Genomic DNA, 23,370 nt, shown 5'->3' with positions numbered 1-23,370 from the left:
GCACTCGTCAATAGAGAGTGCTAATTTGGATAAAATTGTATTATGTTTTACATGACAAAATTACTGTCACCATCGACCCATAGCCGCAAATCTGCTAGGGCGGTCTTTTCAAGACATAGCCTGACATTTACCATATCACTGTAGTCAACAAAAGAAGTGGCGGTCTCTCTGTCATTTCCGCTCTTCATCTTTCTGTCAATAAGTCTGTCCCTTAGCATTTGCTCATCAGCAGCAAGGCTAATTGTGTAATCCGCATATTTTCTAAGATTTTGCCAGCCTTCCTCTTCCAATAAAAGATAATTGCCCTCTAAAAGGACTATTGGCTCTGTTATATGTATGGCATCTTCTATTGGATTGTGCAAATGTCTGTCATAGGTGGGCCAGAAGCAGTCTACGCCTGAAGTCACTTTTTCTATGGCACTTGTAAGCTTCTCAAGGTCAAAGGTAATGGGTGCCCCCTTTATCTCAACCATTTTTATTTCTTTTCCATCTCTAATTGTTGTATGTGATGTAAGATATTCCTGCCTTCTGTGAAATCCATCCATTCCTATGGCCTGAACATTAGTAATATCATCGTATTCTGATGATAGCTTCTCAAGGAAGCTGCAAAGAGTGCTCTTTCCAGTTCCAGGAGGAGCTGCAAGCAAGACCAATATTCGTCTTTTCTTTTCCTTCTGTATCTTAGTCAAATTCCTAAGTAGTGGTAAAAAAATCTCTTTTACAGCACCTTCACTGTATGTGGCGTCAACCTGTATTCCGTTGATTTCTACTGAATAATTCATGTCTACTACTCCCTGATACTACTGATTTACTAGATACATATTACTCAGTTATAAGTCTGTCTCCTAGTATTCTCACAAGCTCCGGATCATCAGGAACTTTCTCCATGATCACATAGTCAAGCACAGACAAATCAGATAAAGTCAGCAGTGTTTCAACTCCGACTTTACTGCTATCTGCTAGGAGAATCCTCTTTGAAGTATGTCGCATCATCTCCTGGCTTACCTCCACCACACGTGGTTCAAGGCTGGTAAGGCCTGCAGAAGCTGATATTCCGCTGCAGGAAAAAAACATCAGATCTGTATGATACTGCCTGACAGCCTCTACAACAGTGCGCCCCGCCAGTATTGTACCTTCATAAACATGTCCGCCCAGAATAATAATGGAAGCCTCTGTCTCATTGGCAAGCATCTTACTTACATGAAGGGAGTTTGTAACTACTACAATGTTTTTCAGGTCCTTCATATATTGTATCAGAGGTAGGCAGGTGGAGCTTGGGTCCATGAAAACCGAGCATGAATTATGAAGAAATCTTGCAGCGATCCTGGCTATTTTTTCCTTGGCCGCCTGGTTAGTCTGCTCTCTGACAAAAAGAGGTGCATCCTTATTTACTGTTGGAAGCATAGCTCCGCCCCACACCCTTTTTATTAGGTTGCTCTTTTCCATATCTGCCAGATCTCTGCGGATCGTCGCCTCAGAGGTGTACAGTTTTCTGCTAAGATACTGAACTGTAACACTTTTTTTATCTTTTACCAGATCATATATTTTGGAATAACGTTCGGTCTTAAGCATGATATATGCCTCTCCTGAGATGATCGATTTTGATTATATTATATCAAATTTGATCAAAAATTGATTGAATTTTCAATCTTATCACCGCCAATTGTATGAAAACTTTTTCAGCGATACATTTGATATATGGGGAAGTTCTTTCCTACAAAAAAATAAAGGGGATGGTATGAAATGAAAGAAAAGCAAAAACTAACAAAAGTATTTCTGGTTTCACTTGCAGTCTTCTTTATAGGTCTCATTATTGCCTATAGCACTATGACTGACGGGGGAAATGTAGAGATGAGACGTCTGTCCGTCATGACAGACAGGGGTGTTGCGATCAGTCTTGAAGTATTCAAGCCAAAGAGCGCAACCAGAGAGAATCCTGCACCTGCAGTAATGCTGATTCCAGGCGGAAACGCAAGCGTTGAGTACATGTCAGATGCAGGTATGGAGCTGGCTCGCAGGAACATAGTAGCCATCGGCATTGAGCCATATACTATAGGCCGCTCAGATGTAGAAAAAGATAATGACGGCCTTGGATCAATTGATGTCACTGATTATGTTTATGGTCTTGACTTCATAGATACTACAAACATTGGATATATTGGCTGGTCAATGGGAGCTTCCCGCGTCAATGCTGCTCTATATGTCCCAGATCCATCTGGTGAAATGGTAAAAGATGATGCTGGCAACGAATCGCCCAAGATGATCATTAGAGATGGTGTTAAAGGCGTAATGTACGTTGGAGCAGGCGGTCTTTTAACCAACGAATATCAGATAAACAGCGCATTATTTGAAGGAGAATGGGACAACCTCTATAGAGGGGACAGACGAGAAATGAACAAGAACCCTCAATATACTGAGGTTCTTGGTGTTGATCAGTTTGATTTCTGGAAGTGGTATGGAGATCCAGCAAGTGGCACTGGCCGCATTTATTATGAAGGATGGACCGGCCATGTAGCAGGGCTTGCAAGCCCTTCCTTTGTAAAGGCAGCCTGTGATTTCTATACAACAACCTTTAATCTTCCTAACAATAAGCCTATTCTGTTCATGTGGAAAGAACTTGGCACAGCCCTTTCTTTTATAGCTGTGATCATAGCCATGATATGTGTAGTTTCATTCCTGATCGATCTTGATTTCTTTAAAGAAGATCTTGTAACAAAGGAAAGAGTAGTGCTTGAGGCAAGTCCAAAGAAATGGTTTGTTTGCCTTGGGCTTGTTCTTCCGGCATTATTTGGTGCTGCTACCGCAGCCTGGGCAGTTCCTACAGGACAGGGGATCCTTAATAAATGGGTTTCCAAAAATCTAGTTCATGGAACAAATATTCAAAATGTAAATGGCCTTGTATTCTGGCTTTGCTGCTTGCAGCTCTTTGGCCTTCTCTTATTTATTATCATGAATTTTGCAATTGTTAAGGCCGATAAGAAAGCCCTTAAGGAGCAGATCACCTTGCCCGGCACCAGAATGGCTCCAATGCTGTTAAAGGGAGTATTATTCAGTTTCTTATCACTTTTATTTGTTTACTTTATTGTTACCTTTGGCGAGCAGCTTTTTGCTATAAGCCCAAGGCTTTGGAAGGTCCAGCTAAATAGCCTCACTAGGCTCAGAATGGAGAAGTTCCTTATGTACTTCCCTCTGTACCTTATTCCTTTCCTTGTTGCAAATTACCTTCACTCAACAAGTTTTTACATTAAGGATAAGCCTGTTGTCTCAACGATTTTGTTCTGGCTGGCAAATGGTCTGCCACCTATGTTCTTCCTGCTCTACGCATATGGAAAAATCGCATTCTTACATACTACGCCAATCACAAGTCTTGGTATGTCAAGAGCAAACGGATCTCTCGTAGATGCAGCCATAATGATGATTCCTGTTGGAATCCTTGCAAGCATCCTCTACAGAAAGACCAAGAATTTCTACTTACCAGCAATCTTCAATTCCATGTTCTTTACCTGGATGGCAGTTGCTACAGACCTTATCTTTGTAGGTAAATAGAGCCAAATTAATTGCAAACAACTAATTGTTAAAAGTTGAACAATCCTCCGAATAGGTTTATAATTGCGTCTTGGTGGCTATTCACCGGAGGAGGAAAAAAAGATGTTAAAATTTGAAAAAGTATTTAACATGGAAAAGGAAAAGAATGTTGCCGCAGTTACTAAGGCTCTTGAAAATGGCCGTGGCATTGAGCATTTGAACGCATTTCTTGCAGAGGCTCAGAGCGCTGGCGCAATGAATCTGGCTAAGGCACATATCATGATCACTGCTAACTATGTATGTCATTACGGTGACTTTAAAAGAACATTAGTTATTCTTCCAATCAAGGATATCACTAATGTCTACAGTTCAAATTGCTTCTATGGCAATTATGACTACAGCTTTAAGGCTATTGCCGTTGAGACTGCTCAGAATGAGATATTCTATTTCTCAAAGTGCTCTAAGGCACAGAACGTTGCTGACTACAATACTACACTTAGCACTTTAACAGAACGTTGCCGCATGAATGCAGGCAGCCTTATAGCATAAGAGGAGGAACAAAATGTTTATTTTATATGGTAGCAGAAAAAAGATAAAAGTTGACAAGGACCTTGGCAGATGCATATGCCCTAACTGTCATCACGATGTTAATCGTTCACTTGCAAGAGAGAAGACAGCTCTTACTATTTTCTACATCCCAGTAATCGGCTGGACTTCAAAGCGTCTGATCATCTGCCCTTGCTGCGGAGATTCAGAAATCCTTACAGGTTCCAGATATAAAGAGCTCAAGAAAGCTTAAAAACAATGGCGCAGGGTAATGAAACCCTGCGCCATTCTTTAAAAACTTATCTGCTCCTGATAATCAAGTTAATCTATTGCTCTTCAGTTTTATTATTTATCCAAGCCCAATATCAAGGGCCATCATCAATATAAATCCCATGGCAAAAGAGATAGTACCTACATTGGAGTGGACTCCCTCAGACATCTCAGGGATAAGTTCCTCCACAACAACATAGATCATGGCTCCTGCCGCAAAACTTAATAGGTATGGCATAAGAGGAATAAAAAAGCCAGAGGCAAAGATAACTAAAAGTGCGCCTATAGGCTCAACAATTCCTGATAGCATTCCGTACAAAAAGGTCTTGCCTTTTGGAACTCCCTCACCTAGAAGCGGCATGGACACAATTGCACCTTCTGGGAAGTTCTGAAGTGCTATACCAATTGCCAGAGCAAGAGCACCAGCAAAAGAAATAGCGCTGTTTCCATACATCCAGCCGGCACAAACTATTCCAACAGCCATTCCCTCAGGCAGGTTGTGAAGAGTTACCGCAAGAACCAGCTTTGTAGTTCTCTTAAGGCCTGTTCTAGGTCCTTCCTCGCATTTATCCAGGTGCATATGAGGAATCACCATGTCCATAAATAATAGGAACAACATTCCAATTCCAAATCCAATGGATGCTGGAATAAACCCCAATTTGCCCATATCATTAGACAACTCAAGAGCTGGGAGCAGGAGGCTAAAGAAAGATGCCGAGACCATTACTCCAGAAGCAAATCCCGTAAGTCCTCGCTGCAGCCTGTTTCCTATTTCTCTTTTAACTAAAAAGACACTGGCCGCTCCAAGCGTTGTTCCCAAAAAAGGAATGATCAGAATGTTCCACATATGCAAACCCCCTTATGTACAAGTCGCGATAGTTTTATTTCGAAAAACTGTCCACCATTTCCTGTAGTTCAACAAATCTATCCATTTTACGCTCTATTTCTGCGTCAACTTCCTCTTTTTCCTTAGTAAGAGCAACAAGCCTTGGATAATCAGTTGCTGCCTCAACAATCTGCCCTTCAAGCTCTGCACTTTTTTGCTCTAACTTCTCAATCTCTTCTTCTATACTATCGTACTCTTTTTGTTCCTTGTAAGAAAGCTTGGTTTTTTCGCGAGGAGCACGGTACTTGCCATTTGAAGGCTTCTCCTGCTGAGTATCTCCTGCACTGTTACCAGTTGATTTACTTTCTGAAGTGCTGCCCGCTCTCTTCTGACCAGCAATGTTAGCTTTATTGTCGCTAGAAACAGCTTCCAGACTCTGTTTGTGTATCACATAATCTGAGTAGCCACCCTCACTCTGATATAGCTCTCCGCCTTCTTCAAATGCAAAAATCCTTGTGACCACGCGGTCCAGGAAATATCTGTCGTGGCTGACAGTTATGATTATTCCCGCAAATCCATCAAGGTAATCCTCGAGAATCCTTAGAGTCTGAATATCCAGATCGTTAGTAGGCTCGTCCAGGATTATGACATTTGGCTGCTCCATCAGTACTCTTAAGAGGTACAGCCTTCTCTTTTCCCCGCCTGAAAGCTTGGAAATAGGCGCATACTGCATGTCCGGGCTAAAGAGAAATCTCTCGCACATAACAGATGCAGACACAAGGCCCTCTGCTGTTCTGATAAACTCAGCCGTATCCTTGATGTAATCTATGACTCTTTTGCTCTCATCAAGAGCTTCATTTTCCTGGCCAAAATAGCCAATCTTGATGGTCTGACCAATCTCAACAGTGCCTTCATCCGGCGTAATAGCACCAATTATGCACTTTAAAAGAGTTGACTTACCGCAGCCATTGGGCCCAATTATTCCTATTCTGTCAAGCTTATTAAAAGTATAGGAAAAGTCCCTGAACAAAGTCCTGTTCTCATAGGCCTTGGAAATATGCTCAAGTATTATGGTCTTGTTCCCCATTCTGCTAGGAAGAGAGCTGAGCTCTACAAATCTCTCTTCCTCGGGCTTTTGTCTGTCGCGAAGCTCTTCAAACCTCTGGATATGGGCCTTTTGTTTGGTTGAACGAGCTCTTGCTCCTCTAAGCATCCAGGCTAGGTCCTTTCTGTATAGAGACTGCGCCTTTCTCTCAGCGGCCTGCTCATAGTCAAGACGCTGCTGCTTTAGCTCCAAAAAGCCTGAATAATTAGACTCATAGCGGTAAACACTGCCCTTATCTATCTCCAGGATCTGATTGGTCACTTCATCCAGGAAATACCTGTCATGAGTGATCATAAGAAGTGCCCCTCTAAAATGCTGCAGAAAGTCTTCCAGCCACTCGATCATCTCAGAATCCAGATGGTTAGTAGGCTCGTCCAGGATCAATAAATCTGACGGAGTCATGATAGCTGCTACAAGCGCAGCTCTTTTCTTCTGTCCGCCAGATAAAATCGATGGATCGCACTCAGGGTCATCTATGCCAAACTTTGCAAGAGTTGCCTTGATTTCCCCCATCTTGTCCCAGTTCTCGCCGCCTGCATAAATTGTATCTGTGATATTCTGAAGCAGGTTCTTGCTCTTATCAAAGACAGGATTCTGCGGAAGATATGAGATTCTAAGTCCGTTACTTGCTACTACCTGTCCACTGTCCGGCTCTGTTACACCAGCCACAATAGAAAGCAGAGTAGACTTACCTGTTCCATTTGTTCCAACTACTCCAATCTTGTCTGTATCACTAATCCCAACGGAAATGCCTTCCAGGACAGGCTTAGACATGTATGTTTTTGATACGTTTTCTACATTTAATATATTCATTAAAAAGGCTCCAATATACTGAACTGATTAGCCACCATTAGATAGCATTTCAGCATTATATCATCTGATGATATACCTTTCCAGATTTACATTATCCTCCTCGAGGAATACTGTCTCAACATATTCGCCGCCATTAGCAAGAATCGTCTTTCTGCTGGCCTCATTATCTGGAAGACAGCTCACGCCAATCTCATCTATGCCAAAGCTCCTTAGGAAATCGCAGGCTTTGGATAGCATCTTGGTTGCATAACCCTTTCTTCTTTCTGATGGTCGCACGCTGTAGCCCACATGACCTGTATAGTTTTTCATTCTGTCATTCAAAACATTGTGAACCTGCATGCAGCCTACCATTTTGCGATCAGCCTTTCTGATAACAAGGATAACATTTCCCCAGACTCCGTGCTCATCAGCCTCTCTGCTTGGATTGGACCACTTTATGCAGTCATCGACAAAGTCTCTTACATTGTCATGTCTTTTCATAGAAAAGCATCCATCAAAGCTTGAGCCTGCTTCCAGCATTTCCTTTTTGTAGCTTTCAATTTCGTCCGCATAATCCATTGAAGGCTCCACAAATAGCAATTCCTGTTCGGAATCCTTGCCCGGAACGTACTCTAGAGAGAACTTCTCGCATACAACCTTTAAATCCTCAGTAAAGGATAAATCTGTTTCCTCAAGCTCTTCTTCAAAGAATTCCTTATGAACCTCTCTCCAGTACTTTAAAGATTTATCCCCTTCACCTTCTGAAAACGCATGGAAAGGCGATACTTCCTTAAAAGGTCTGACATATACATCATAATCCCTGATAACACAGACTGCTTCATCGTTTTCATCAAGTATCACACTATAATCACCAGCCTTGGGAAGCTCATCTAGTGCGTCTTCTATTTCATACAAGTCATAGCTACTTGCTGTTCCAAATTTTATGCCTTCCTTTACAAGCTTAGCAAGCCTGCCAGGAACATCGTCTCCTGATCCTCCAAATCCCCATGCTTCATAAGGTGTGTTAATATCTACATTTTTCTTTGAACAAAATTCTGCCCATAACTCTTCTGCTGTCATTATCGTGTCTCCATTTCTGTTGAATCTTGCATATAACACGCATATTCTAAATTAGTCATAATATGCGTGTCAATGCATCATTTCAAATGCTCACTACAAACATACTTCGACCAATTGCCACAGAAATTTCTCCTTCGTATATATATGTAGGTGCCACAAATGAAATGAGTACCTGATAAAACACGAATAATTATTAAGGGGGTTAGTTTGATGAAAAACTACGTTGAAAAAATCAAGAACGAAAAAACTGTAGAGGGAGGTAACTCCTGCGCTTCACAGCTTAGCAGCATTGCACTTGAAAAAAAGCTTGAATCCTTCGGCGCTCTATCAGCCGTCGGCCTGATCAGAAGAAGTGCATTTCTCTTTAAATAAAAAATGATAAACCAGGTACTGTGAGTAAGTTTTCATCACAGTACCTGGTTTATTAGTTCCACATTGATTAAATCGATGCCTTCGATTTTACCTTCTTTTATTCCATCAAGTCTATTGACTTCTGCAATATCTTTCAGATGCTCAGCTTGATCAGCCTTAGGAATTTGTACCAGAAGCTTTATTGGCGTGCTTCCAGGCTTCGTATTCAGCAAAAAGCTGTGAGAGGAAGTCAGAATCATCGATTGCGGTTAATACATCTGATGCTCGGCCATTAGATTTTAGCCATGAGAATAACTCAGTTGTATTCTTGACCCCATTATTGTAACTTTCATCCTGAAGAACTTGCATATGACGTTCATAAGAGTATTCCAATACACCCACAGTTATGATCTCCTCTCTGTACTCTTCAAAGAAAGATTTAAGGACATTTTCCTGAATGCACTCATCGATGGCTAGAGTAACTGCTTTTTTGATGAGATTATTCATTACGTCTCTTTTGTCTGCTAAAAGCTTGAGTGGAGTAGAGTGTGACAAGTCGTACTCATCTTCCACTAACTGCTTATATTTTCGCACTTTTGAGACGAAAATGGAATAGCCCTTTAAGGTTTTACAAGCCTCCATGAGCCCGGCATTGTGACCGTTGTTAACATTAAGCGCAGTAACTGCTAGCTCCACAGAAGGATTATCATCTTTCTTGATAAACATCTCAGACAGACGATAGATTACTTTGTCGTTCATTGGAGATGTGCCGTTGTAGAACACTATAAACTTAGGCACTGGAATTTTAATCATAGTAGGACTATAGATTTTTTCAGTCGGAAACTTTTCTTTTAATGTAGCTGCCAGATAATACAGGTTTCTAAGAGGAATGTTTGGACATGGAGTAGACTGGTGCTCAAAGATATTTAGTTCAAGATTGATGATAAATGACAGATCATTTTTGACTTTTAGAAAAGTTTCTCCGTTAAGAGTAGTGATCGTCAGATCATCTGGATTAGTGTAGTTGGTGCCGCTTATGGCATTATAAAGCTCTAATAAGTTGAGCTTATTGTTGAAGAGCATTCTAAAGACAGTGTCTTTATACTTTTGATTTTCTATTTGCAATTATTTTGATTCCTTTCATTTTTTCTACAATGCTTGCAAGCTGCTGTAGGAAATAGCTGGCGAACTGCCAGATATGATGGCCCGAGTGTCAACAGATATGTCGACTGAAATCTTGAGCCGGAATCTATGCTAGCACAAAATTCTTAAGAAATACCATCGAAATTTCTTAAGATTTTATGTATGTCGAAAAACAATATAAATATATATGCAAAAGAACTAGCTATTGCTTTGAATCCTCTCACAACACCTAGTTCTTTCTAATGTTTGCACTATTTGATTTAGTTCAGGACATCAAAAATATACGAACCAAAACGCCGCCTTCGATGCCTTCAACAGTAGACTTAAGTTCAGCATTTTCAAGAAATGACAGCGCGTTACTATCAGTTATAATGTGGGGGATGGCAGATATCTGGCCATTCTTGTCTACCTGCCCATTGTTCTCTATAAATATCCTGCACTTTCTACCCTCGCTGTCTTGGCCTTCGAGGATATATCTCGCGGATAGCATAGTTTCTTTCCCCGCAAAATCCTTTTGCGTATCAACTCCGCCGGGAATAACCTTTCCTTTGAAATATTCGCAGTCACAAGTACCATCAAACAATATCATTCTTGCGCACTCACTTTTTCCCTTTACCTCAAGGCAATCTGTGATAGCAACCCTTATCGTAAGTACTTCTTTCATTCAAGTTTCCCCCAACCTTCTAAAGCATCGCTAATGCTGATTCCCATTCCTCAACCATTTAGTTCTTTTATAGTCCAGATTACAGCAATCAAGAAGGCTACACCTATTCGTAATCCTTTATTCTGCGGAATTTTCGCTATCTTTCCTACTATCCCAAATCCTAGATATGATAGCAACAATCCAACCAGGAATGCGCCAACAAAAAATCCTCCATAGTAATACATCTTTTCTCCTCCAACTTTTTTATATTTTCTGGAATTCCTCTTCCAATTCCACCAACAAATTATTATATACCTCAACCCAATCCTGGTGTCCATTATCTGCAAAAGTCTTTATGAAGCTATTTAAAACAGCCTTTACTTCTTCTAATGACCTTTCCTCATGAAAGCTGTCATCTGCATAGAAATCATTTTCAATCCACTTATAATCAACATAAAATTTATTTTTCGAATCTATGCCCCATTCCCAGGTCTCCAAAGGGCCAAAGTTCACTTGAGATATAAGGACACGATTGCCCTCTTTGTTTGGAGACATATTGGGAGCATGATAAAGCCACCTGCCTATGTAGATTTGTTTTACCTTGGGCTTATCATTGATTTTTTCAGTTGCAACATTAGTACTTGTGCCATGCTGTGTAGATGTACTCTGGGTTTTCATAGTTTTCATCTGTTTCAAAGATGACAAGATATGCTCCATGATTTGCAAAAACATAATACTTAAAAACCTCCGTGCCGTCTTCATAAACAGTTTCAGGATATTTCATATAAAATTTGTTACCCTTTATGTACTCAACATTAGAGCCTAGCGCAATGAATCTGTATCCGTTGGTATTGTTATCATAAATACTGTACTCTCGGCTGTTATCAAATTCCTGGATTATCGCCAAGCTACCTTCCAAGCCATCACAATCCTTCTTATAGATGTATTCACCATAAAAAGCTTCCATAGCGTCATAAAAAGAGTCGCTTGCATCATTAACTATTTTTTCGCTGTTATCGTCATAGCCAAACTCGGTTGCAGCCGTCTCTGCACCCCATTCAGCTTTCGAGGGCTGATTAAAGATATCCTTCATGAGCTTTTCGTACTCATCCATAGTGATCTTCTGGCCTCTAAAGGTAAAGTCACTGTCTGAGTCGTAGAAGTCATATTCAGAATCCCAATATTCTGCAGTCAGGTCAAAAGCGTCTGTGACCTCACCATCACCGTTGTAGCAGTCAAAATGATATGATTGACGACCTCCATGAGAAGTATCCCTATGTATGATGTATGTTTTACCCTCATAATATACATAACTAAGTTCTCCTGTAGTACCCTCCCCCTGAGCAAGAACAAAGTACTTGCCTGCTCTTTCATCCAGATACATTCCACCATAAGGGCCATTTAATATAAGCTCTGTCTTGCCATCGTTATCAAGATCCACTCTCTCATCGCTTACGCTGTAGCTGTCCCACTCCTGTGGATCCTGCGGAAGATCTTTAAACCATACTTCGCTCTCCTGCCCTTCGTAAATTGCTATTGCAGGCGCCTTACTATCAAGGAAATCGCTGTAGCTATCTGCATCACCTGCACTGGCTTCAGCAACTGAGCTACTACCCTCTCCCTCTTTAGCTCCGCTATTTACAGCCTCTGCTTCGTCTACCTTTTGCCAGATATCATCACTTTCTCCACTCTGGCTCTGCCCGCATCCGCAGAGGCATACTATAAGACCAATACTCATAAATAACTTGCTGTATTTTTTCATAATGCTTTTCTCCTCTAAAATCACTCTTCTAAAAACTCTTATCACTTGATAACATCACTGGCTCTTTTTCGCTCAACCAGGAAAGTCATATCTCTTAATTTCGCAGTTCCTGATGCCACAAGAGGAAAAGGTCTCATTGTCCATCTCTCTAAAATAAGACTCTATGATCCTCACTATACCATTGTGGGCTACCAGAATTACTTCCTGATCTCCAGCCTTGATATCATCAAGAAGGTTGTAAATCCTCTGGGCCACCTGCAGCATAGATTCGCCTGTTCCGAAGCGGCTTGCAAGCTCTTTCTTGGCTTCATGAAACTCTTTTCCATCCCTTGGTGTTGATTCATATCTTCCAAAGTTCTGCTCTATAAGCCTAGGTTCCACCTGCATAGGAATCCCTGTCATTTCGGAAATATGCCTTGCTGTCTCTGCAGCTCTAACCAGAGGAGAAGTCAGTATAATATCTGCGTGAATGCCCTTCTCCAATAGATTTTTCCCGGTTTCTATAGCCTGCTCGTGGCCCCTTTCAGTAAGCTCAATATCAGTTGCTCCGCAGATCTTGTTCTCTACGTTCCAGACGGTCTCTCCATGTCTAATAAAATAAAAATGATCCATTATCTTTTTCTCTCCAATTTTAGGATAAGTCAAAAGAACCTTCCCCTGACTTCCACTAATTTTAGCATATTTTCATTATTGTGCTATACTATACCCATGAAAATACTAATTACTGGAACAAGCCGCGGAATAGGGCTTGCGTGTGCAAAAAAATACATAGAAATGGGCCATGAAGTTATTGGCTTTGACATTGAAAAAAGCGGCCTGCAGTCGCCTTTATACACTCATATGCAGGTTGATGTGACCAAAGAGCTGCCTACGATAGATGGTATCAACGTACTAATTAACAACGCAGGAATTCAGGAAGGGCCTGACGTTATAGATACTAATCTAAGAGCCACCATTGCAGTTACTGAGAAGTATGCTTTTCAAGAGGATATTCACTCGGTTCTTTTTATGGCCTCTTCAAGTGCTTCAAATGGCGCAGAATTTCCTGAATATGCAGCCAGTAAGGGCGGCGTAGTTACATATATGAAAAACACCGCACTTCGCCTTGCGAAATACGGTGCAACCTCTAACAGCATCTCTGCCGGCGGCGTATACACACCACTTAATGCCCACATCATTGATGACCCTGATCTCTTAGAGCAGTGCCTTAATGAAACTCTTTTACACAGATGGGCTCAGGCAGAGGAAATCGCTGAACTTTCTTATTATCTGACCAATATAAACAAGAGTATGACTGGTCAGGATCTGCTCATCGACAACGGAGAGCAGCTTAAATCAAACTTTATCTGGTAGTAGCTTTAGGCTGCTACCTTTTCTTTTGCCTTTTTATTCTCTTCAAAATGAGTAAGTTCGTAAGGCAGATGCTTCATGGATACTACAACAAGGATGATCGCAATGAGCTTGTCCACATAGTCTGTAACAGCCTGTGTTAGGAACGCACTGCCAAAAAGCTTAAGCGCTGTCTGTGAAAGAGCCTGAATAATAAAGGTTGTTACAACTGCAGAAGTAATGCCACCAAAAAGGAAGGTCTCAATGCAGGCTGACAGAGCAGATGCAGGAAGTGTTACAACAAGGGTCTTAAGTGGCAGTAAAACCCAGGAATTCTTTTTATTATGGAAAAGAAATCCCGCAAGCACGCCCATCAGAACTCCGCTGATAGAAAAATAAATAGCGTAAATATCTCCCAGAACGCCATTTACAAGTCCGCCGACCAGCGCTGTAAGTCCGCCTGCAAGAGGTCCTAATGCAATTCCTGCAAGCATTGTTCCAATACTGTCAAGAAAGATAGGCAGATGCAGAAAAAGAGCTATCTTACTTCCAACGATGTTGATTGCTACTGCTACAGCCATAAATGTTAGTTTCTTAATATTGTTACTCATCTCAATTCTCCAATCTCATGTAAAAAATTGCGCAAATCTCTCCTTATACTCAGATTGCGTGATTCCCAATATCCTGGTCAAAAACATTTCCCAAAAAGTCTTCTTGTCTACCCGGGTAAAAATTTGAGCATTACTCTCCTTGCGGTAAAAACCCATGGAATCCACAACAGTCTGTCCCATGCTGATTCCACTAGTTTCCACCTCGGTAAATGCCTCTATTCCTGTAAGGATATCGGGATTTATAAACTGCGCAACAGCCAAAGGATCATTTATGACACATCCTCTTATATGCTCCCATTCCCAGTGGAACTTGAAATAGAAATCTGTTATCTTCTCAATAAAATCGCCTGTTACCAAATTGACTTTTTTCATCTGATCAAGGATTTCCGGCGTGAGGACGATTTCCCTGGTTACATCAAGGCCAACCATCTCGATTCTTCCATGGTGCTCATAAAGCGTATCAAAGACAACCTTGGCACTGTCTGGATCTTCCCAGTAGTTATATTCAGCAACTGGTGAACAGTTACCATGGCTTCTAAAGTTTCCTCCCATGGACACAAGTCTTTCTATAGAAAGAAATGCCTCTAAGTCTTCATCAATAAGCCTTGCCAGATTAGTAAGAGGCCCAAGAGCCACCACAGATACATCGCCCTCTTTAAGTTTCTCCCTCATGAATGAAACCGCAGTCTGATCCGGTATCTCCTGCCCGGGAACTTCAGGCAAAAAGCTCTCGCCAAGGCCATCTTCCCCATGCGTATCAAGGGCGTTAACATATTCTCTTACTCTTGGTCTGTCTGCTCCTACAAACACCGGCACATCAAGCCTTCCGAGGAAGCTGAGGATCTTTTTGGCATTCTGAAATCCCATAGTTACAGGAGAATTTCCAGCAACTATCGTAATTCCTACAACCTCAACCTCGGGGCTATTAAGCGCCAGCATTATGGCAAGCGAATCATCAATTCCAGGATCGCAATCGATAATAATTTTCTTCATTCTTTTCACCTATTTTCACAAAAAACATAAAAAGTGGCTCTGCGTTTAAAACCGCAGAGCCACATAAAAAGACATAGTTATTTCATGTAGTCCTGGTTTTGTTTAGCGACAGGAAGGTACAAATGAACTGTCGTTTATTGCGCTATCGGATTATACAGCCAAATAAGAAAATAATCAAGCCATTTACTCCTAACTTTTCTTCTCATCTACAGCTTTTATTTCACCTTTATCAACAAGTCTGAAAAATGCATCAACAGCTTCAGGATTTAGCTGAGTTCCGGAGACTTCTCGAATTATTGATAGCACCTTCTCAAAATCCATGCGCTTGCGATATTGCCTGTCAGAATACATTGCGTCAAAACTATCCGCTACAGCAATAATACGTGCAACCTGTGGAATTTCATCTTCCGAAAGTCCACTAGGGTAGCCTTTTCCATCATGTCTTTCATGATGGGCCAGGGCACCTACAGCTAGCTCAGGAACAACACTGATATCTTTAAGAACTTCGTATCCCTTTATAGTATGAGATTTTATCTCATCGTATTCCTCATCTGTTAGTTTTCCCGGCTTATTAAGCACAGCGTTTGGTATTCCAACCTTGCCTACATCATGCAACAAGCCAATACGATAATATTTTTCTACAGTCTCATCGTCATACCCCATCTCTTTGGCTATCATTGCTGTATATTTGGCCACTCTCTCTGAATGGCCGTTGGTATAGGTATCCTTCATATCAATAACTTTTGCAAAAGCCTCTGATACCTCGGATGCAAATACAGCACTCTCCTGCTGCTTTTTCTTCAAAGATTCTATGTGATCCCTATATAGATATATCCCCATTAATGTAGTAAACAGCTGCACTCCAATTCGTGTAAAGGTTAAGCTTCCGTAACTATGAAAAAAATTATAACGGAGGATATCATTTACAGCCCCCAAAATACAGGCTGTTAATCCCCAACCTACAGCGTGCAGCAGAGCAGGTTTGACTTCTCCCTGACGCATCGCCCTAATAGCAATCACTACTGCTATCAAAATTCCGATAAATATAATTAGTTGTGAAATATAAACAAGATAGTAATAATCTGATAATCTGCTTAATGTCAGCCCTACTTGAAGTAAACAATTTAAAAGACATGCTGCAAAAACGCCAAGCAAAAGCTTTGAATGTGACTCTTTGGTTGTACTGGAAAAAAAAGAAAGCGCAGGAAATGCTATAAACGAAAAACACATGTATTCCGTAACCCTGATGATGTCTGGGCGACCTGTCAGAACCTGAAGAAGAAGCGTATCATTAAGCCCAATAAAGCCAATCATTACACAGGTTACACCAAAAGATATGAAATCAATGCCTGTTGATTTCATAACAATTCGGCCAGTTACTCCTGCTATAATAAAAAGAATCCCGAGAACTATTGTTGTCATTCCTTGTCCGAATGAAAAGAGATTTCTTTTAAATACATTGGTCATGTACTGCCCTGCATCACTAATAGCTATATCTCGTATAACTGCAGAAGTATTTAAGAATACTGGTTCGATATCCAGTCTTATAAATGAGCTCCCTTCAGGAATTGGAATGGTATGATACTGCATACCATACGAAATGCCTAAATGTCTTGGGATCATAGGATGATAATCGTAAATTTCCCTATTAGATGCATATACTGTAAAATTAGTATCATATGATTTGAAGCATAACGCCATGCCATCAACGTTTAGCTTGCTGATATCCAATATAACAGATTTACTTCCCAGGGCAAGACTATAAAGATTGACCGCCTGTCCCTCTCCATCAATCCATCCATCATTAATATCCTTAGGCACGACCGTATCTGTATTATATTCGTGATTGCCTGTAACAACAGAAAAAAGCATAAAAAGTAAAGGGATTACAATACAAGCAATCAGAGCTATGCTTGAACGAGCCAATTCATTTTTTCTTTTCATGGTTATTCTTTCCAGTATACAAAAAAGGGGGATTTAAAGCGTGTATAAACCACGTTTCTCAATCCCCTTTTCATTCTTATATTGGCCAGCTCCCAACCACTGGATCCAATTAAACTACTCCCATGTTATATCATATTATAATATTATCACTTTTTTGTTATAAATAAAACCAATGAGCGATGATAAATACAGTTATATAATTGACTTCTTATTTTCTTTTAGCCGTTTGCGCCTGTTGTAACTCCTGCTTCCACAGTTTCTTCTGCTGTATCCTTATTTGATTTTAGACGCTTTTCATAGCTTGTGTAAATGATCCAGGCAGCAAGGCCAAATACTACAGGACCACTAAGTGACCAGAATGTAGTCTTGAAGTCACCATCAAGGGCTGGCTGGATAATAGCAAATACATTAGCCAGTAAAAGTGTAAGTGTTACAACATAGCCCCAGATATTAGCTGAAGTCTGGGATTTGTATATTACAAAACTTCTGTCAACGTCCTTCATTTTTTTGAACTTAGGGAAAGCAAATGATATAAACATGTAAGGTACTGTCATTCCTACATTTACCATAGCTGTCAAAATAACGAAAAACTGCTGCATTGTGTCGCCACCAAATGATACTAAAAGAACCATGATGCAAACGATCGTGCACTGTATCCACATAGCATTCCTTGGCATGCCGTCCTCAGAAATCTCGCCCATTTTTCCAGGCCAAAGCTCCTTGGGAGTACCCTCGATAAGCTGTTTTAACGGAGAATATACAAGAGTAAACATAGCTCCCATAAGTGCAAGAAGCATGATAAGAGCGTATACTCTGGCAAAACCGTGAGCAAGTGCAACCTGCGTAGCCTGTGATGCGCCAAAAGCCTTACCAAATGATGCAGCAAAATTGGACATGATCACATATGAAACGTTACCAAGTGTAATGCTGTCTGATCCAAGGATCTCACTGTAATTTGTAAAAGAACCAACTAGCATGATCAAAAGTGCATAACCAACAACAATAACAAGTGCTGCTGACACAATTCCCTTAGGGAAGTTCTTTTTGGGGTTCTCTGTTTTGTCTACAAAACCACCTACAGCTTCAATTCCGCCATATGCAAAAAGTGCATAAACGATAAATGATAAGATCATGATAGGACTCCCCTGGTAAGCTGCATTAAGCGGAGTCTTAAGAGACTCAAGGCCTATAAATGGCTGCTCAAGCTGTCCATGGCGGGCAATGATCATAACAATTGAACCAACTACAACCAAAACATTGATTGTAAGAACAGCTGTACCACCAACAGATGTTACGGCACTGATCTTATCTATTCCCTTTGAATCAAAATAAGTAATAATAATGAAAAATGCTACCGCCATCAGTCCAAGTAATCTTGAACCAGATAAAAACTGTGATCCAAAAAGTGACCAGTTTGCTGTGTTGTCCTCACCAAAAATGATATTTGACACTGGTACCCAGATACCTGAGGATACGTTTACCATCCAAAGTATATATGATGTGTACCACATAAGAGTTCCGACGAATGCATACTTTGGACCTACAGACTTGCACATCCAGGAGTACATACCACCAGTTTCATTTCTAAATGCAGAACCAAATTCTGCGATCATAAAAGCAAAAGGTATAAAAAACAAAATACCTGCTATAACAAACCAAGGAATCGCTGCATATCCCATCAAATAATATGACCTTGGAATGTTATTAAAACCATAAACTGACGTAAAAATCATCAGTATAAGGGGCATAAGCCCCAATTTCTTTTCTTCTTTCATTTTGTTACTAAAGACTCCCATTAAAAAATTCTTTGAAAAATTTGCGACAGCGTCGTCAATTATATCACTTTTTTGAGGTTATCTCTAGAAACAATTTTTATTTTAATTATTCCTCTGTTCCAAGGCCATAGTAAAGCATTTCGTTGTACCTTGCGTTTGCTTCCTCTGCAGCTTTTTTATTGTGCCACGTGTCGATATCACTGCATATTGCAAGCATCTCATCCACAACAAGTTCTGCTGTCCGGGGCTTCACATTATATAGATAGGCCAGCATCCTATCCATAGCCTTTGGACTCCCAAGCTGCTTGGCAATCTGCTCACCAAGCTCTTTTGGAAAACCAAGCTTAGCTATAGCAGATACAAGTTCATCACGCTTTCTAGACCATTCAACCTGATTTCTTGTCATCTTCTATATTCTCTCTTTCTGATATAGCTCATTTAAGTTTTTCAATCATACCGGCCAATGCCAGGAAGTTTTCAGGTTTGACTATGGCAATTCCCTGGCCTTCTTCTCCCAGAACAACCAGCTGATCGCCGGCAGAAATATCAAACAGCTTTCTGGCTTTTGCAGGAATCACTATCTGTCCCTTGTCTCCCACTGTCACAAGGCCAAAAAGATGCTTGCCCTTAGGTGGAACTGCAAATCCCATATTGTCCTCGGGCTCGTAATTAGCCAGGTCGTCAAGAGATACTCCAAAAATATTGGCAAGCTGCTTGCATTTATCAAGATCCGGAATACTCTCTCCGGCTTCCCATTTTGCAACGGACTGCCTTGTAACGCCAAGCTTTTCTGCTACATCCTCCTGAGTCATCTGTAATAATTTACGCAACTGAACCAGATTGTCCTTAAACATTTATTTTCCCCCTTTTAATTCCCAGCACTGCCCATCTGAAAAACGGAATCCTTGAGATAACAGCATATAGCCCGTATCCGAATATGAATCCTGTTAAAAGGCTTAATATGTAGCATACAGGCGCAGACAATAGTCCAGGTTTAGCAAATATCAGAGCAACGGAAGATATTCCAAGATAGTGGAACACATATAGTCCGAAACTATGCTCTGACATCCATTTGGATAAAGATCCCGAAAAGTCCCCAAAGCGTGCCATTCCGACCAGCATTGCCAGTGATCCCACATATGCATCAAGAACATATAAGAAGCCTCTGTTAATTGGCTTATCTGCATAATTATTACCAAAATACATAACAGTGAAAGTCACGCATATCGCAACAGCTAGCATGATCAAAGGTACTGCTATCTTCTTCAGTCTTTCGATCACCTCATCATTGGAGAACACGAAGTAACCAAGCATGAAGAAAACGAAGTAGAACGCAACTCTGTAAACAGGAACTATGGGAGTGTTAAAAATCTGAGCCGCTCCCCAAATGGGTAAAATAAAAACTGCTACAAGCCACAAAGGAGTCTTAGCCCCTGCTTCCAAAAGCTTTCCTTTTTCAATCTTTCTGATAAGAACAAGCACAACACAGTATATCCACAAAAGATGCATATACCAGAGTACTCCACTTCCGGAGGCAACCATTATCAAATAGATAGCAAGCTTCGGAACGCCCTCTGATACAAGTCCCTCGAATCCTCCACCCAATGACATGTTCACATATCCCTGAATGAATTGAAATACAAAAAGACCTATTGTCGATGGAACCAGAAGTTTTAAAGTTCTGGACTTTATAAACTCTTTGTCTGAATGCGAATCAAGTGATAACCTGGCGCTGATTCCTGAAACAACGAAAAGTACAGGCATAAACCATGGATAAACCAGATACTGAAAACCATCGTAATACTGAGCCGGAAGATCTGTAATCTTTCCCAGACCTCCAAGCACTCCCTCAGCGTTATACATATAAAACACATGATAGATAACAACGATGACGACAGTGACCCAGCGAATGTTGTCCAAATAGTGCTTTCTCATACTAATCCCACCTTTGCAATTTATTTTAACATTATTTTATTGCACTTATTAGTTTGAGTCCACCAACCATAATTAACATTTAAGAATCATTAGCGTTAAAAATTGTTGCCTTTCTGAAATTCATTTTGTGCTATACATACAATTTTTTCTGCGTTTACCATATTGTCTTCGACAATAAACAGTTTTTTTCCATTATGGTCCGTTGCAACGATCCTATAGCCCATATGAAAAAAATTTCCCCATTTAAGCTTTGCCGATGCTATATCTTCTCTTCGAAAATATCTTTTTTTACCAATTAATGGAACATAACAATATTCATGGCCAGATCTGATCACGTAAAGTGCTCTGCGCTTGTAATCCACCAATAGCAGTATTCCTAGCAAAAGAAACGATATAGTACAACCCAAAAACCATCCCAGCTGGGTCATATATCCGGTAATTATCTGATCCACCCCAATTAAAACCATGATCAAACCCAAAAAAAGGTAAAGTCCAGCCAGTATAGCAACAATTTTCGGCTCGTGAACTTTGTATTCATATTCTTTCATTTGTCTACTTCATAACCTTTCCTATTCCGTATACAGTCCGATTCTCCTATAAACTCCGTTTTTTGTGATTATATATACCATATTTCATCAAAAACAATGATCTCACGTCCACATTCAGGACAAATATCGCCGTCCTTGGGTTCTTCGGAATATCTTCCTGTATAGTTTTTTATTTTTTCGCGTCCGTTGTGATAAACTCTAATCATGTGGTCTGATGGATAGGGAAATTGCCTAGCTGTGATATGCCTTATCTGAATGCAAATGTCTGGATCACTGTTTTCTATTACCTCTTTTGGATTTGGCATCATTCTACTTAATCCCCTATAACCAGAACATATTCGTCAGGCTCGTAAACATCGTTATTCTTGGTACCCTTATCTACAACAACCTTTAGTCCATTATCTTCAAGACCAACGTACGTAACCTTTCCACCAGCAAGTTCCTCATCTGCCTCGATGAAATAGTATCCGTTTCCATATGGAAAATCTTCAGATAAATGATAGTCAATTGTAACGCCATATGAAGAACCATCTGCCGCATTATGGTCAGGTGTATACTTCAACACAGAGAAATCAACCGCAGTAAGTGGCCCTGTGCTCCTTGTATACGTAGCTACCAGAATTTCTTCCATACCATCGCCATCTATATCCTTGAACTGAATATAGTTAAAGGTATCAAAATCGTAGGACTCCATATGTAAGGTTCCTACATATTTACCATCAAGCTCAAATAAAATGACAGGTTCATAGTCGTCATTATAAATCCTGGACACCTCCATATGACCATCTAAAGAAGAACCCTTCAAGCCATCCACACTATCGGTAATTTCCATTGTGACATCGCCAATTGAATAGTTACTAGTCTGATCCTCAGCACTAAGTCCTGATTCACCCACATGCTCTTTTGACAAAAGAGCTATTCCATACTGTCTATCTTCCTGATCATCAGCCTCAGATACTGGATCATAGCCTCCAGGATAGCCAATTCTCTTTGCCTCCTTAGCCAGAATATCATCGATTTCAGACTGTGTATAAACTGTAATTCCTGCGTCAGTAAACTTTTTTCTGTAAGGATTGGACGCATCATAGTCAGCATCAGTTGTGACAACATTGTAATCCTCATCCAGCATGTCATAGCTGTAGTAATAAGTAGAGTTTCCATTATCGTCTTTTACACAATAACGATTGATCATGAATAAGCCTGTATCAAGATCTGCGAACGAAATCTCTTCATATTTTTCATCTGAGACATATGCGAAGTAATTAGATGGATTGCCATCTGTATAGCATGAGTAAAAGAACTTATACTCGCCCTCAGCATTTACAAAAGAAGCATCATATCCATGAACCGCTGCTCCTCCTGAGCCTGATGAAGAAATCAATCCTGTATCACTGATACTAAGATCACTCCTCTCCCATTCCTCTCCTGAATAGCAGATTTTGAGGCCTCCATCCATATCCTTAAGAATCATAGAAAGAGATGATCGTCCCTCAAATTCAAGTTTAACTAATAGCTCTTTTACGCCGTCTTCTCCACAGTCAATAAAGACATATTTAGGATCTCCAACAGATGTCATTGATTTGTCTTCTGTGCATTTTATGATCTCATCCAGATCATACTCCTTACCATCCTCAAGGTAATCCTTTAGCGCATCGCCGATTTCATTAGAAAGATTATTATAGACAACCTTCTCATCTCCGTTCATGAAGGCTTCGTAGAGTTCCTCGCCCCTTGGGCCGTCTTTCTTCTCTTCAGGGACATTAGTTGCCTCCTCTGATGCATCTTCACGAACATCTTCTGATTCCTCAAAATACTCTTTTGAAATCTCTGCGGACGCTCCATCCTCTTTTGATGAAAAATCAAGGCCACAGCCTGTCAGTAAAGCCCCGGCCATGCCCACAGTAAATAGTTTAATATACAAACTCTTTTTCATATATCCTCCCCAAGTTCTTAATTATCCAGCTATTATATCACTTCGGATCAGCAAAGAACAAAACTTCTTAAGTCCAGGCAATGCAGGATTGACCATTTTTTGGATTGATCCTACATTTTATTTCGCACGCGATATGTTACCATAAATATGTGGTGACATATTTCTTTTCGTGATATTGCAAGCGGCATTAGCTTTTGCCTAATGCCTAATATCATTCACTGCCCCGATTTTTGGCCACTGCGCATCAGATGAGGAGAAA

26 protein-coding genes are annotated in these 23,370 nt (G+C 40.5%); 5 read left to right on the top strand and 21 right to left on the bottom strand.

All coding sequences use genetic code 11. From position 1 onward, the window contains the following. Nucleotides 1–47: 47 nt before the first annotated feature. Together G631_RS0113355 and G631_RS0113350 are read right to left on the bottom strand one after the other, a co-directional pair. A complete protein-coding gene (locus G631_RS0113355; protein WP_026489884.1) occupies nt 48–782 on the bottom strand; it encodes a nucleoside/nucleotide kinase family protein in 735 nt (244 codons plus the stop codon). 40 nt (nt 783–822) lie between these two features. Next, nucleotides 823–1,572: a DeoR/GlpR family DNA-binding transcription regulator gene (locus G631_RS0113350; protein WP_026489883.1), complete on the bottom strand. Its 750-nt coding sequence runs from the start codon at nt 1,570–1,572 to the stop codon at nt 823–825. Nucleotides 1,573–1,743: 171 nt separating this feature from the next. Between G631_RS0113350 and G631_RS0113345 the strand changes: the two genes are divergently transcribed. From G631_RS0113345 to G631_RS0113335, 3 genes are all read left to right on the top strand, one after another. Further along, a complete protein-coding gene (locus tag G631_RS0113345) occupies nt 1,744–3,546 on the top strand; it encodes an alpha/beta hydrolase (protein ID WP_026489882.1) in 1,803 nt (600 codons plus the stop codon). Nucleotides 3,547–3,648: 102 nt separating this feature from the next. After that, a complete protein-coding gene (locus G631_RS0113340; protein WP_026489881.1) occupies nt 3,649–4,074 on the top strand; it encodes a hypothetical protein in 426 nt (141 codons plus the stop codon). A 13-nt stretch (nt 4,075–4,087) separates the two neighbouring features. Further along, nucleotides 4,088–4,324, top strand: coding sequence for a zinc-ribbon domain-containing protein (locus tag G631_RS0113335; RefSeq protein ID WP_026489880.1), 237 nt, complete (start codon nt 4,088–4,090; stop codon nt 4,322–4,324). Nucleotides 4,325–4,420: 96 nt separating this feature from the next. Here the strand turns inward: G631_RS0113335 and G631_RS0113330 are convergent, their stop codons facing one another. Genes G631_RS0113330 through G631_RS20755 form a run of 3 tightly spaced genes read right to left on the bottom strand, consistent with a single transcriptional unit; the run spans nt 4,421 to nt 8,144 of the window. Continuing rightward, a complete protein-coding gene (locus G631_RS0113330) occupies nt 4,421–5,188 on the bottom strand; it encodes a ZIP family metal transporter (protein WP_026489879.1) in 768 nt (255 codons plus the stop codon). A 34-nt stretch (nt 5,189–5,222) separates the two neighbouring features. Then, complete coding sequence (locus G631_RS0113325) at nt 5,223–7,085, bottom strand: ABC-F family ATP-binding cassette domain-containing protein (protein ID WP_026489878.1); 1,863 nt, start codon at nt 7,083–7,085, stop codon at nt 5,223–5,225. A gap of 60 nt (nt 7,086–7,145) precedes the next feature. Then, entirely contained in the window at nt 7,146–8,144 is a 999-nt protein-coding gene (locus G631_RS20755) for a GNAT family N-acetyltransferase (RefSeq protein WP_081671358.1), read from the bottom strand. Between the two features lie 210 nt (nt 8,145–8,354). On the opposite strand from G631_RS20755, the gene G631_RS20985 reads away from it, so the two are divergent. Beyond that, nucleotides 8,355–8,516: a hypothetical protein gene (locus G631_RS20985; RefSeq protein WP_155833927.1), complete on the top strand. Its 162-nt coding sequence runs from the start codon at nt 8,355–8,357 to the stop codon at nt 8,514–8,516. A 156-nt stretch (nt 8,517–8,672) separates the two neighbouring features. Here G631_RS20985 and G631_RS19235 read toward each other — a convergent pair whose 3' ends face one another. The 6 genes from G631_RS19235 to G631_RS0113285 all read right to left on the bottom strand — a co-directional run bounded on the left by G631_RS19235 (nt 8,673) and on the right by G631_RS0113285 (nt 12,655). Next, nucleotides 8,673–9,620 carry a hypothetical protein gene (locus G631_RS19235; protein ID WP_196803871.1) on the bottom strand — a complete coding sequence of 316 codons (948 nt, stop codon included), beginning with the start codon at nt 9,618–9,620 and terminating at the stop codon, nt 8,673–8,675. Nucleotides 9,621–9,903: 283 nt separating this feature from the next. Then, complete coding sequence (locus tag G631_RS0113305; RefSeq protein WP_026489877.1) at nt 9,904–10,302, bottom strand: DUF3237 family protein; 399 nt, start codon at nt 10,300–10,302, stop codon at nt 9,904–9,906. A gap of 50 nt (nt 10,303–10,352) precedes the next feature. Further along, nucleotides 10,353–10,526, bottom strand: a complete 174-nt coding sequence (locus G631_RS20980; protein ID WP_155833926.1) for a hypothetical protein — start codon at nt 10,524–10,526, stop codon at nt 10,353–10,355. Between the two features lie 19 nt (nt 10,527–10,545). Next, nucleotides 10,546–10,977 carry a hypothetical protein gene (locus G631_RS0113295; protein WP_155833925.1) on the bottom strand — a complete coding sequence of 144 codons (432 nt, stop codon included), beginning with the start codon at nt 10,975–10,977 and terminating at the stop codon, nt 10,546–10,548. Next, the gene (locus G631_RS0113290; protein ID WP_026489875.1) at nt 10,916–12,043 is read right to left on the bottom strand and encodes a hypothetical protein; all 1,128 of its coding nucleotides are present in this window, start codon (nt 12,041–12,043) and stop codon (nt 10,916–10,918) included. Before G631_RS0113290 ends, G631_RS0113295 begins: the two co-directional genes overlap by 62 nt. A gap of 72 nt (nt 12,044–12,115) precedes the next feature. Next, nucleotides 12,116–12,655 carry a histidine phosphatase family protein gene (locus tag G631_RS0113285; RefSeq protein ID WP_026489874.1) on the bottom strand — a complete coding sequence of 180 codons (540 nt, stop codon included), beginning with the start codon at nt 12,653–12,655 and terminating at the stop codon, nt 12,116–12,118. A gap of 96 nt (nt 12,656–12,751) precedes the next feature. Here G631_RS0113285 and G631_RS0113280 point away from each other — a divergent pair, with 96 nt between their 5' ends. Further along, a complete protein-coding gene (locus tag G631_RS0113280; RefSeq protein ID WP_026489873.1) occupies nt 12,752–13,396 on the top strand; it encodes an SDR family NAD(P)-dependent oxidoreductase in 645 nt (214 codons plus the stop codon). Between the two features lie 5 nt (nt 13,397–13,401). Here G631_RS0113280 and G631_RS0113275 read toward each other — a convergent pair whose 3' ends face one another. The 10 genes from G631_RS0113275 to G631_RS0113230 all read right to left on the bottom strand — a co-directional run bounded on the left by G631_RS0113275 (nt 13,402) and on the right by G631_RS0113230 (nt 23,111). Beyond that, nucleotides 13,402–13,983: an ECF transporter S component gene (locus G631_RS0113275; RefSeq protein ID WP_026489872.1), complete on the bottom strand. Its 582-nt coding sequence runs from the start codon at nt 13,981–13,983 to the stop codon at nt 13,402–13,404. 15 nt (nt 13,984–13,998) lie between these two features. Beyond that, the gene (locus tag G631_RS19230; RefSeq protein ID WP_035789833.1) at nt 13,999–14,976 is read right to left on the bottom strand and encodes a nucleoside hydrolase; all 978 of its coding nucleotides are present in this window, start codon (nt 14,974–14,976) and stop codon (nt 13,999–14,001) included. A gap of 189 nt (nt 14,977–15,165) precedes the next feature. Continuing rightward, a complete protein-coding gene (locus G631_RS20350) occupies nt 15,166–16,920 on the bottom strand; it encodes an HD-GYP domain-containing protein (protein WP_051197241.1) in 1,755 nt (584 codons plus the stop codon). Nucleotides 16,921–17,138: 218 nt separating this feature from the next. Then, entirely contained in the window at nt 17,139–18,695 is a 1,557-nt protein-coding gene (gene yjeM / locus G631_RS19220; RefSeq protein WP_081671357.1) for a glutamate/gamma-aminobutyrate family transporter YjeM, read from the bottom strand. Between the two features lie 106 nt (nt 18,696–18,801). After that, complete coding sequence (locus G631_RS0113255) at nt 18,802–19,101, bottom strand: hypothetical protein (RefSeq protein WP_026489871.1); 300 nt, start codon at nt 19,099–19,101, stop codon at nt 18,802–18,804. A gap of 28 nt (nt 19,102–19,129) precedes the next feature. Beyond that, entirely contained in the window at nt 19,130–19,549 is a 420-nt protein-coding gene (locus tag G631_RS0113250) for a helix-turn-helix domain-containing protein (RefSeq protein WP_026489870.1), read from the bottom strand. Beyond that, complete coding sequence (locus tag G631_RS0113245; RefSeq protein WP_026489869.1) at nt 19,542–20,630, bottom strand: acyltransferase family protein; 1,089 nt, start codon at nt 20,628–20,630, stop codon at nt 19,542–19,544. The genes G631_RS0113250 and G631_RS0113245 overlap by 8 nt, the downstream gene beginning before the upstream one ends. 95 nt (nt 20,631–20,725) lie before the next feature. Next, the gene (locus G631_RS0113240) at nt 20,726–21,178 is read right to left on the bottom strand and encodes a hypothetical protein (RefSeq protein WP_026489868.1); all 453 of its coding nucleotides are present in this window, start codon (nt 21,176–21,178) and stop codon (nt 20,726–20,728) included. Between the two features lie 68 nt (nt 21,179–21,246). Further along, nucleotides 21,247–21,486 (bottom strand): hypothetical protein, encoded by a 240-nt coding sequence (locus tag G631_RS0113235; protein ID WP_026489867.1) that lies wholly within the window; start codon nt 21,484–21,486, stop codon nt 21,247–21,249. A 5-nt stretch (nt 21,487–21,491) separates the two neighbouring features. Beyond that, nucleotides 21,492–23,111, bottom strand: coding sequence for a hypothetical protein (locus tag G631_RS0113230; protein WP_026489866.1), 1,620 nt, complete (start codon nt 23,109–23,111; stop codon nt 21,492–21,494). Nucleotides 23,112–23,370 lie beyond the last annotated feature (259 nt).

This window comes from Butyrivibrio sp. XBB1001, assembly GCF_000424505.1.
GTDB lineage: Bacteria > Bacillota > Clostridia > Lachnospirales > Lachnospiraceae > Butyrivibrio.
Note: the sequence above shows the minus strand (reverse complement) of the source record. Positions and strands in the feature narration are given on the sequence as shown.

Bases quoted from the DNA above. Each gene is read 5' to 3' on its own strand.
- G631_RS0113250 (WP_026489870.1), bottom strand. From the start codon at position 19,549: ATGTTTAAGGACAATCTGGTTCAGTTGCGTAAATTATTACAGATGACT.
- G631_RS20350 (WP_051197241.1), bottom strand. From the start codon at position 16,920: ATGAAAAGAAAAAATGAATTGGCTCGTTCAAGCATAGCTCTGATTGCT.
- G631_RS0113285 (WP_026489874.1), bottom strand. From the start codon at position 12,655: ATGGATCATTTTTATTTTATTAGACATGGAGAGACCGTCTGGAACGTA.
- G631_RS0113275 (WP_026489872.1), bottom strand. From the start codon at position 13,983: ATGAGTAACAATATTAAGAAACTAACATTTATGGCTGTAGCAGTAGCA.
- G631_RS20980 (WP_155833926.1), bottom strand. From the start codon at position 10,526: ATGTATTACTATGGAGGATTTTTTGTTGGCGCATTCCTGGTTGGATTG.
- G631_RS0113355 (WP_026489884.1), bottom strand. From the start codon at position 782: ATGAATTATTCAGTAGAAATCAACGGAATACAGGTTGACGCCACATAC.
- G631_RS0113325 (WP_026489878.1), bottom strand. From the start codon at position 7,085: ATGAATATATTAAATGTAGAAAACGTATCAAAAACATACATGTCTAAG.
- G631_RS0113345 (WP_026489882.1), top strand. From the start codon at position 1,744: ATGAAAGAAAAGCAAAAACTAACAAAAGTATTTCTGGTTTCACTTGCA.
- G631_RS0113350 (WP_026489883.1), bottom strand. From the start codon at position 1,572: ATGCTTAAGACCGAACGTTATTCCAAAATATATGATCTGGTAAAAGAT.
- G631_RS0113290 (WP_026489875.1), bottom strand. From the start codon at position 12,043: ATGAAAAAATACAGCAAGTTATTTATGAGTATTGGTCTTATAGTATGC.
- G631_RS0113340 (WP_026489881.1), top strand. From the start codon at position 3,649: ATGTTAAAATTTGAAAAAGTATTTAACATGGAAAAGGAAAAGAATGTT.
- G631_RS0113335 (WP_026489880.1), top strand. From the start codon at position 4,088: ATGTTTATTTTATATGGTAGCAGAAAAAAGATAAAAGTTGACAAGGAC.
- G631_RS0113240 (WP_026489868.1), bottom strand. From the start codon at position 21,178: ATGAAAGAATATGAATACAAAGTTCACGAGCCGAAAATTGTTGCTATA.
- G631_RS0113245 (WP_026489869.1), bottom strand. From the start codon at position 20,630: ATGAGAAAGCACTATTTGGACAACATTCGCTGGGTCACTGTCGTCATC.
- yjeM (WP_081671357.1), bottom strand. From the start codon at position 18,695: ATGAAAGAAGAAAAGAAATTGGGGCTTATGCCCCTTATACTGATGATT.
- G631_RS0113255 (WP_026489871.1), bottom strand. From the start codon at position 19,101: ATGACAAGAAATCAGGTTGAATGGTCTAGAAAGCGTGATGAACTTGTA.
- G631_RS0113280 (WP_026489873.1), top strand. From the start codon at position 12,752: ATGAAAATACTAATTACTGGAACAAGCCGCGGAATAGGGCTTGCGTGT.
- G631_RS19230 (WP_035789833.1), bottom strand. From the start codon at position 14,976: ATGAAGAAAATTATTATCGATTGCGATCCTGGAATTGATGATTCGCTT.
- G631_RS20985 (WP_155833927.1), top strand. From the start codon at position 8,355: ATGAAAAACTACGTTGAAAAAATCAAGAACGAAAAAACTGTAGAGGGA.
- G631_RS20755 (WP_081671358.1), bottom strand. From the start codon at position 8,144: ATGACAGCAGAAGAGTTATGGGCAGAATTTTGTTCAAAGAAAAATGTA.
- G631_RS0113235 (WP_026489867.1), bottom strand. From the start codon at position 21,486: ATGATGCCAAATCCAAAAGAGGTAATAGAAAACAGTGATCCAGACATT.
- G631_RS0113230 (WP_026489866.1), bottom strand. From the start codon at position 23,111: ATGAAAAAGAGTTTGTATATTAAACTATTTACTGTGGGCATGGCCGGG.
- G631_RS0113305 (WP_026489877.1), bottom strand. From the start codon at position 10,302: ATGAAAGAAGTACTTACGATAAGGGTTGCTATCACAGATTGCCTTGAG.
- G631_RS0113330 (WP_026489879.1), bottom strand. From the start codon at position 5,188: ATGTGGAACATTCTGATCATTCCTTTTTTGGGAACAACGCTTGGAGCG.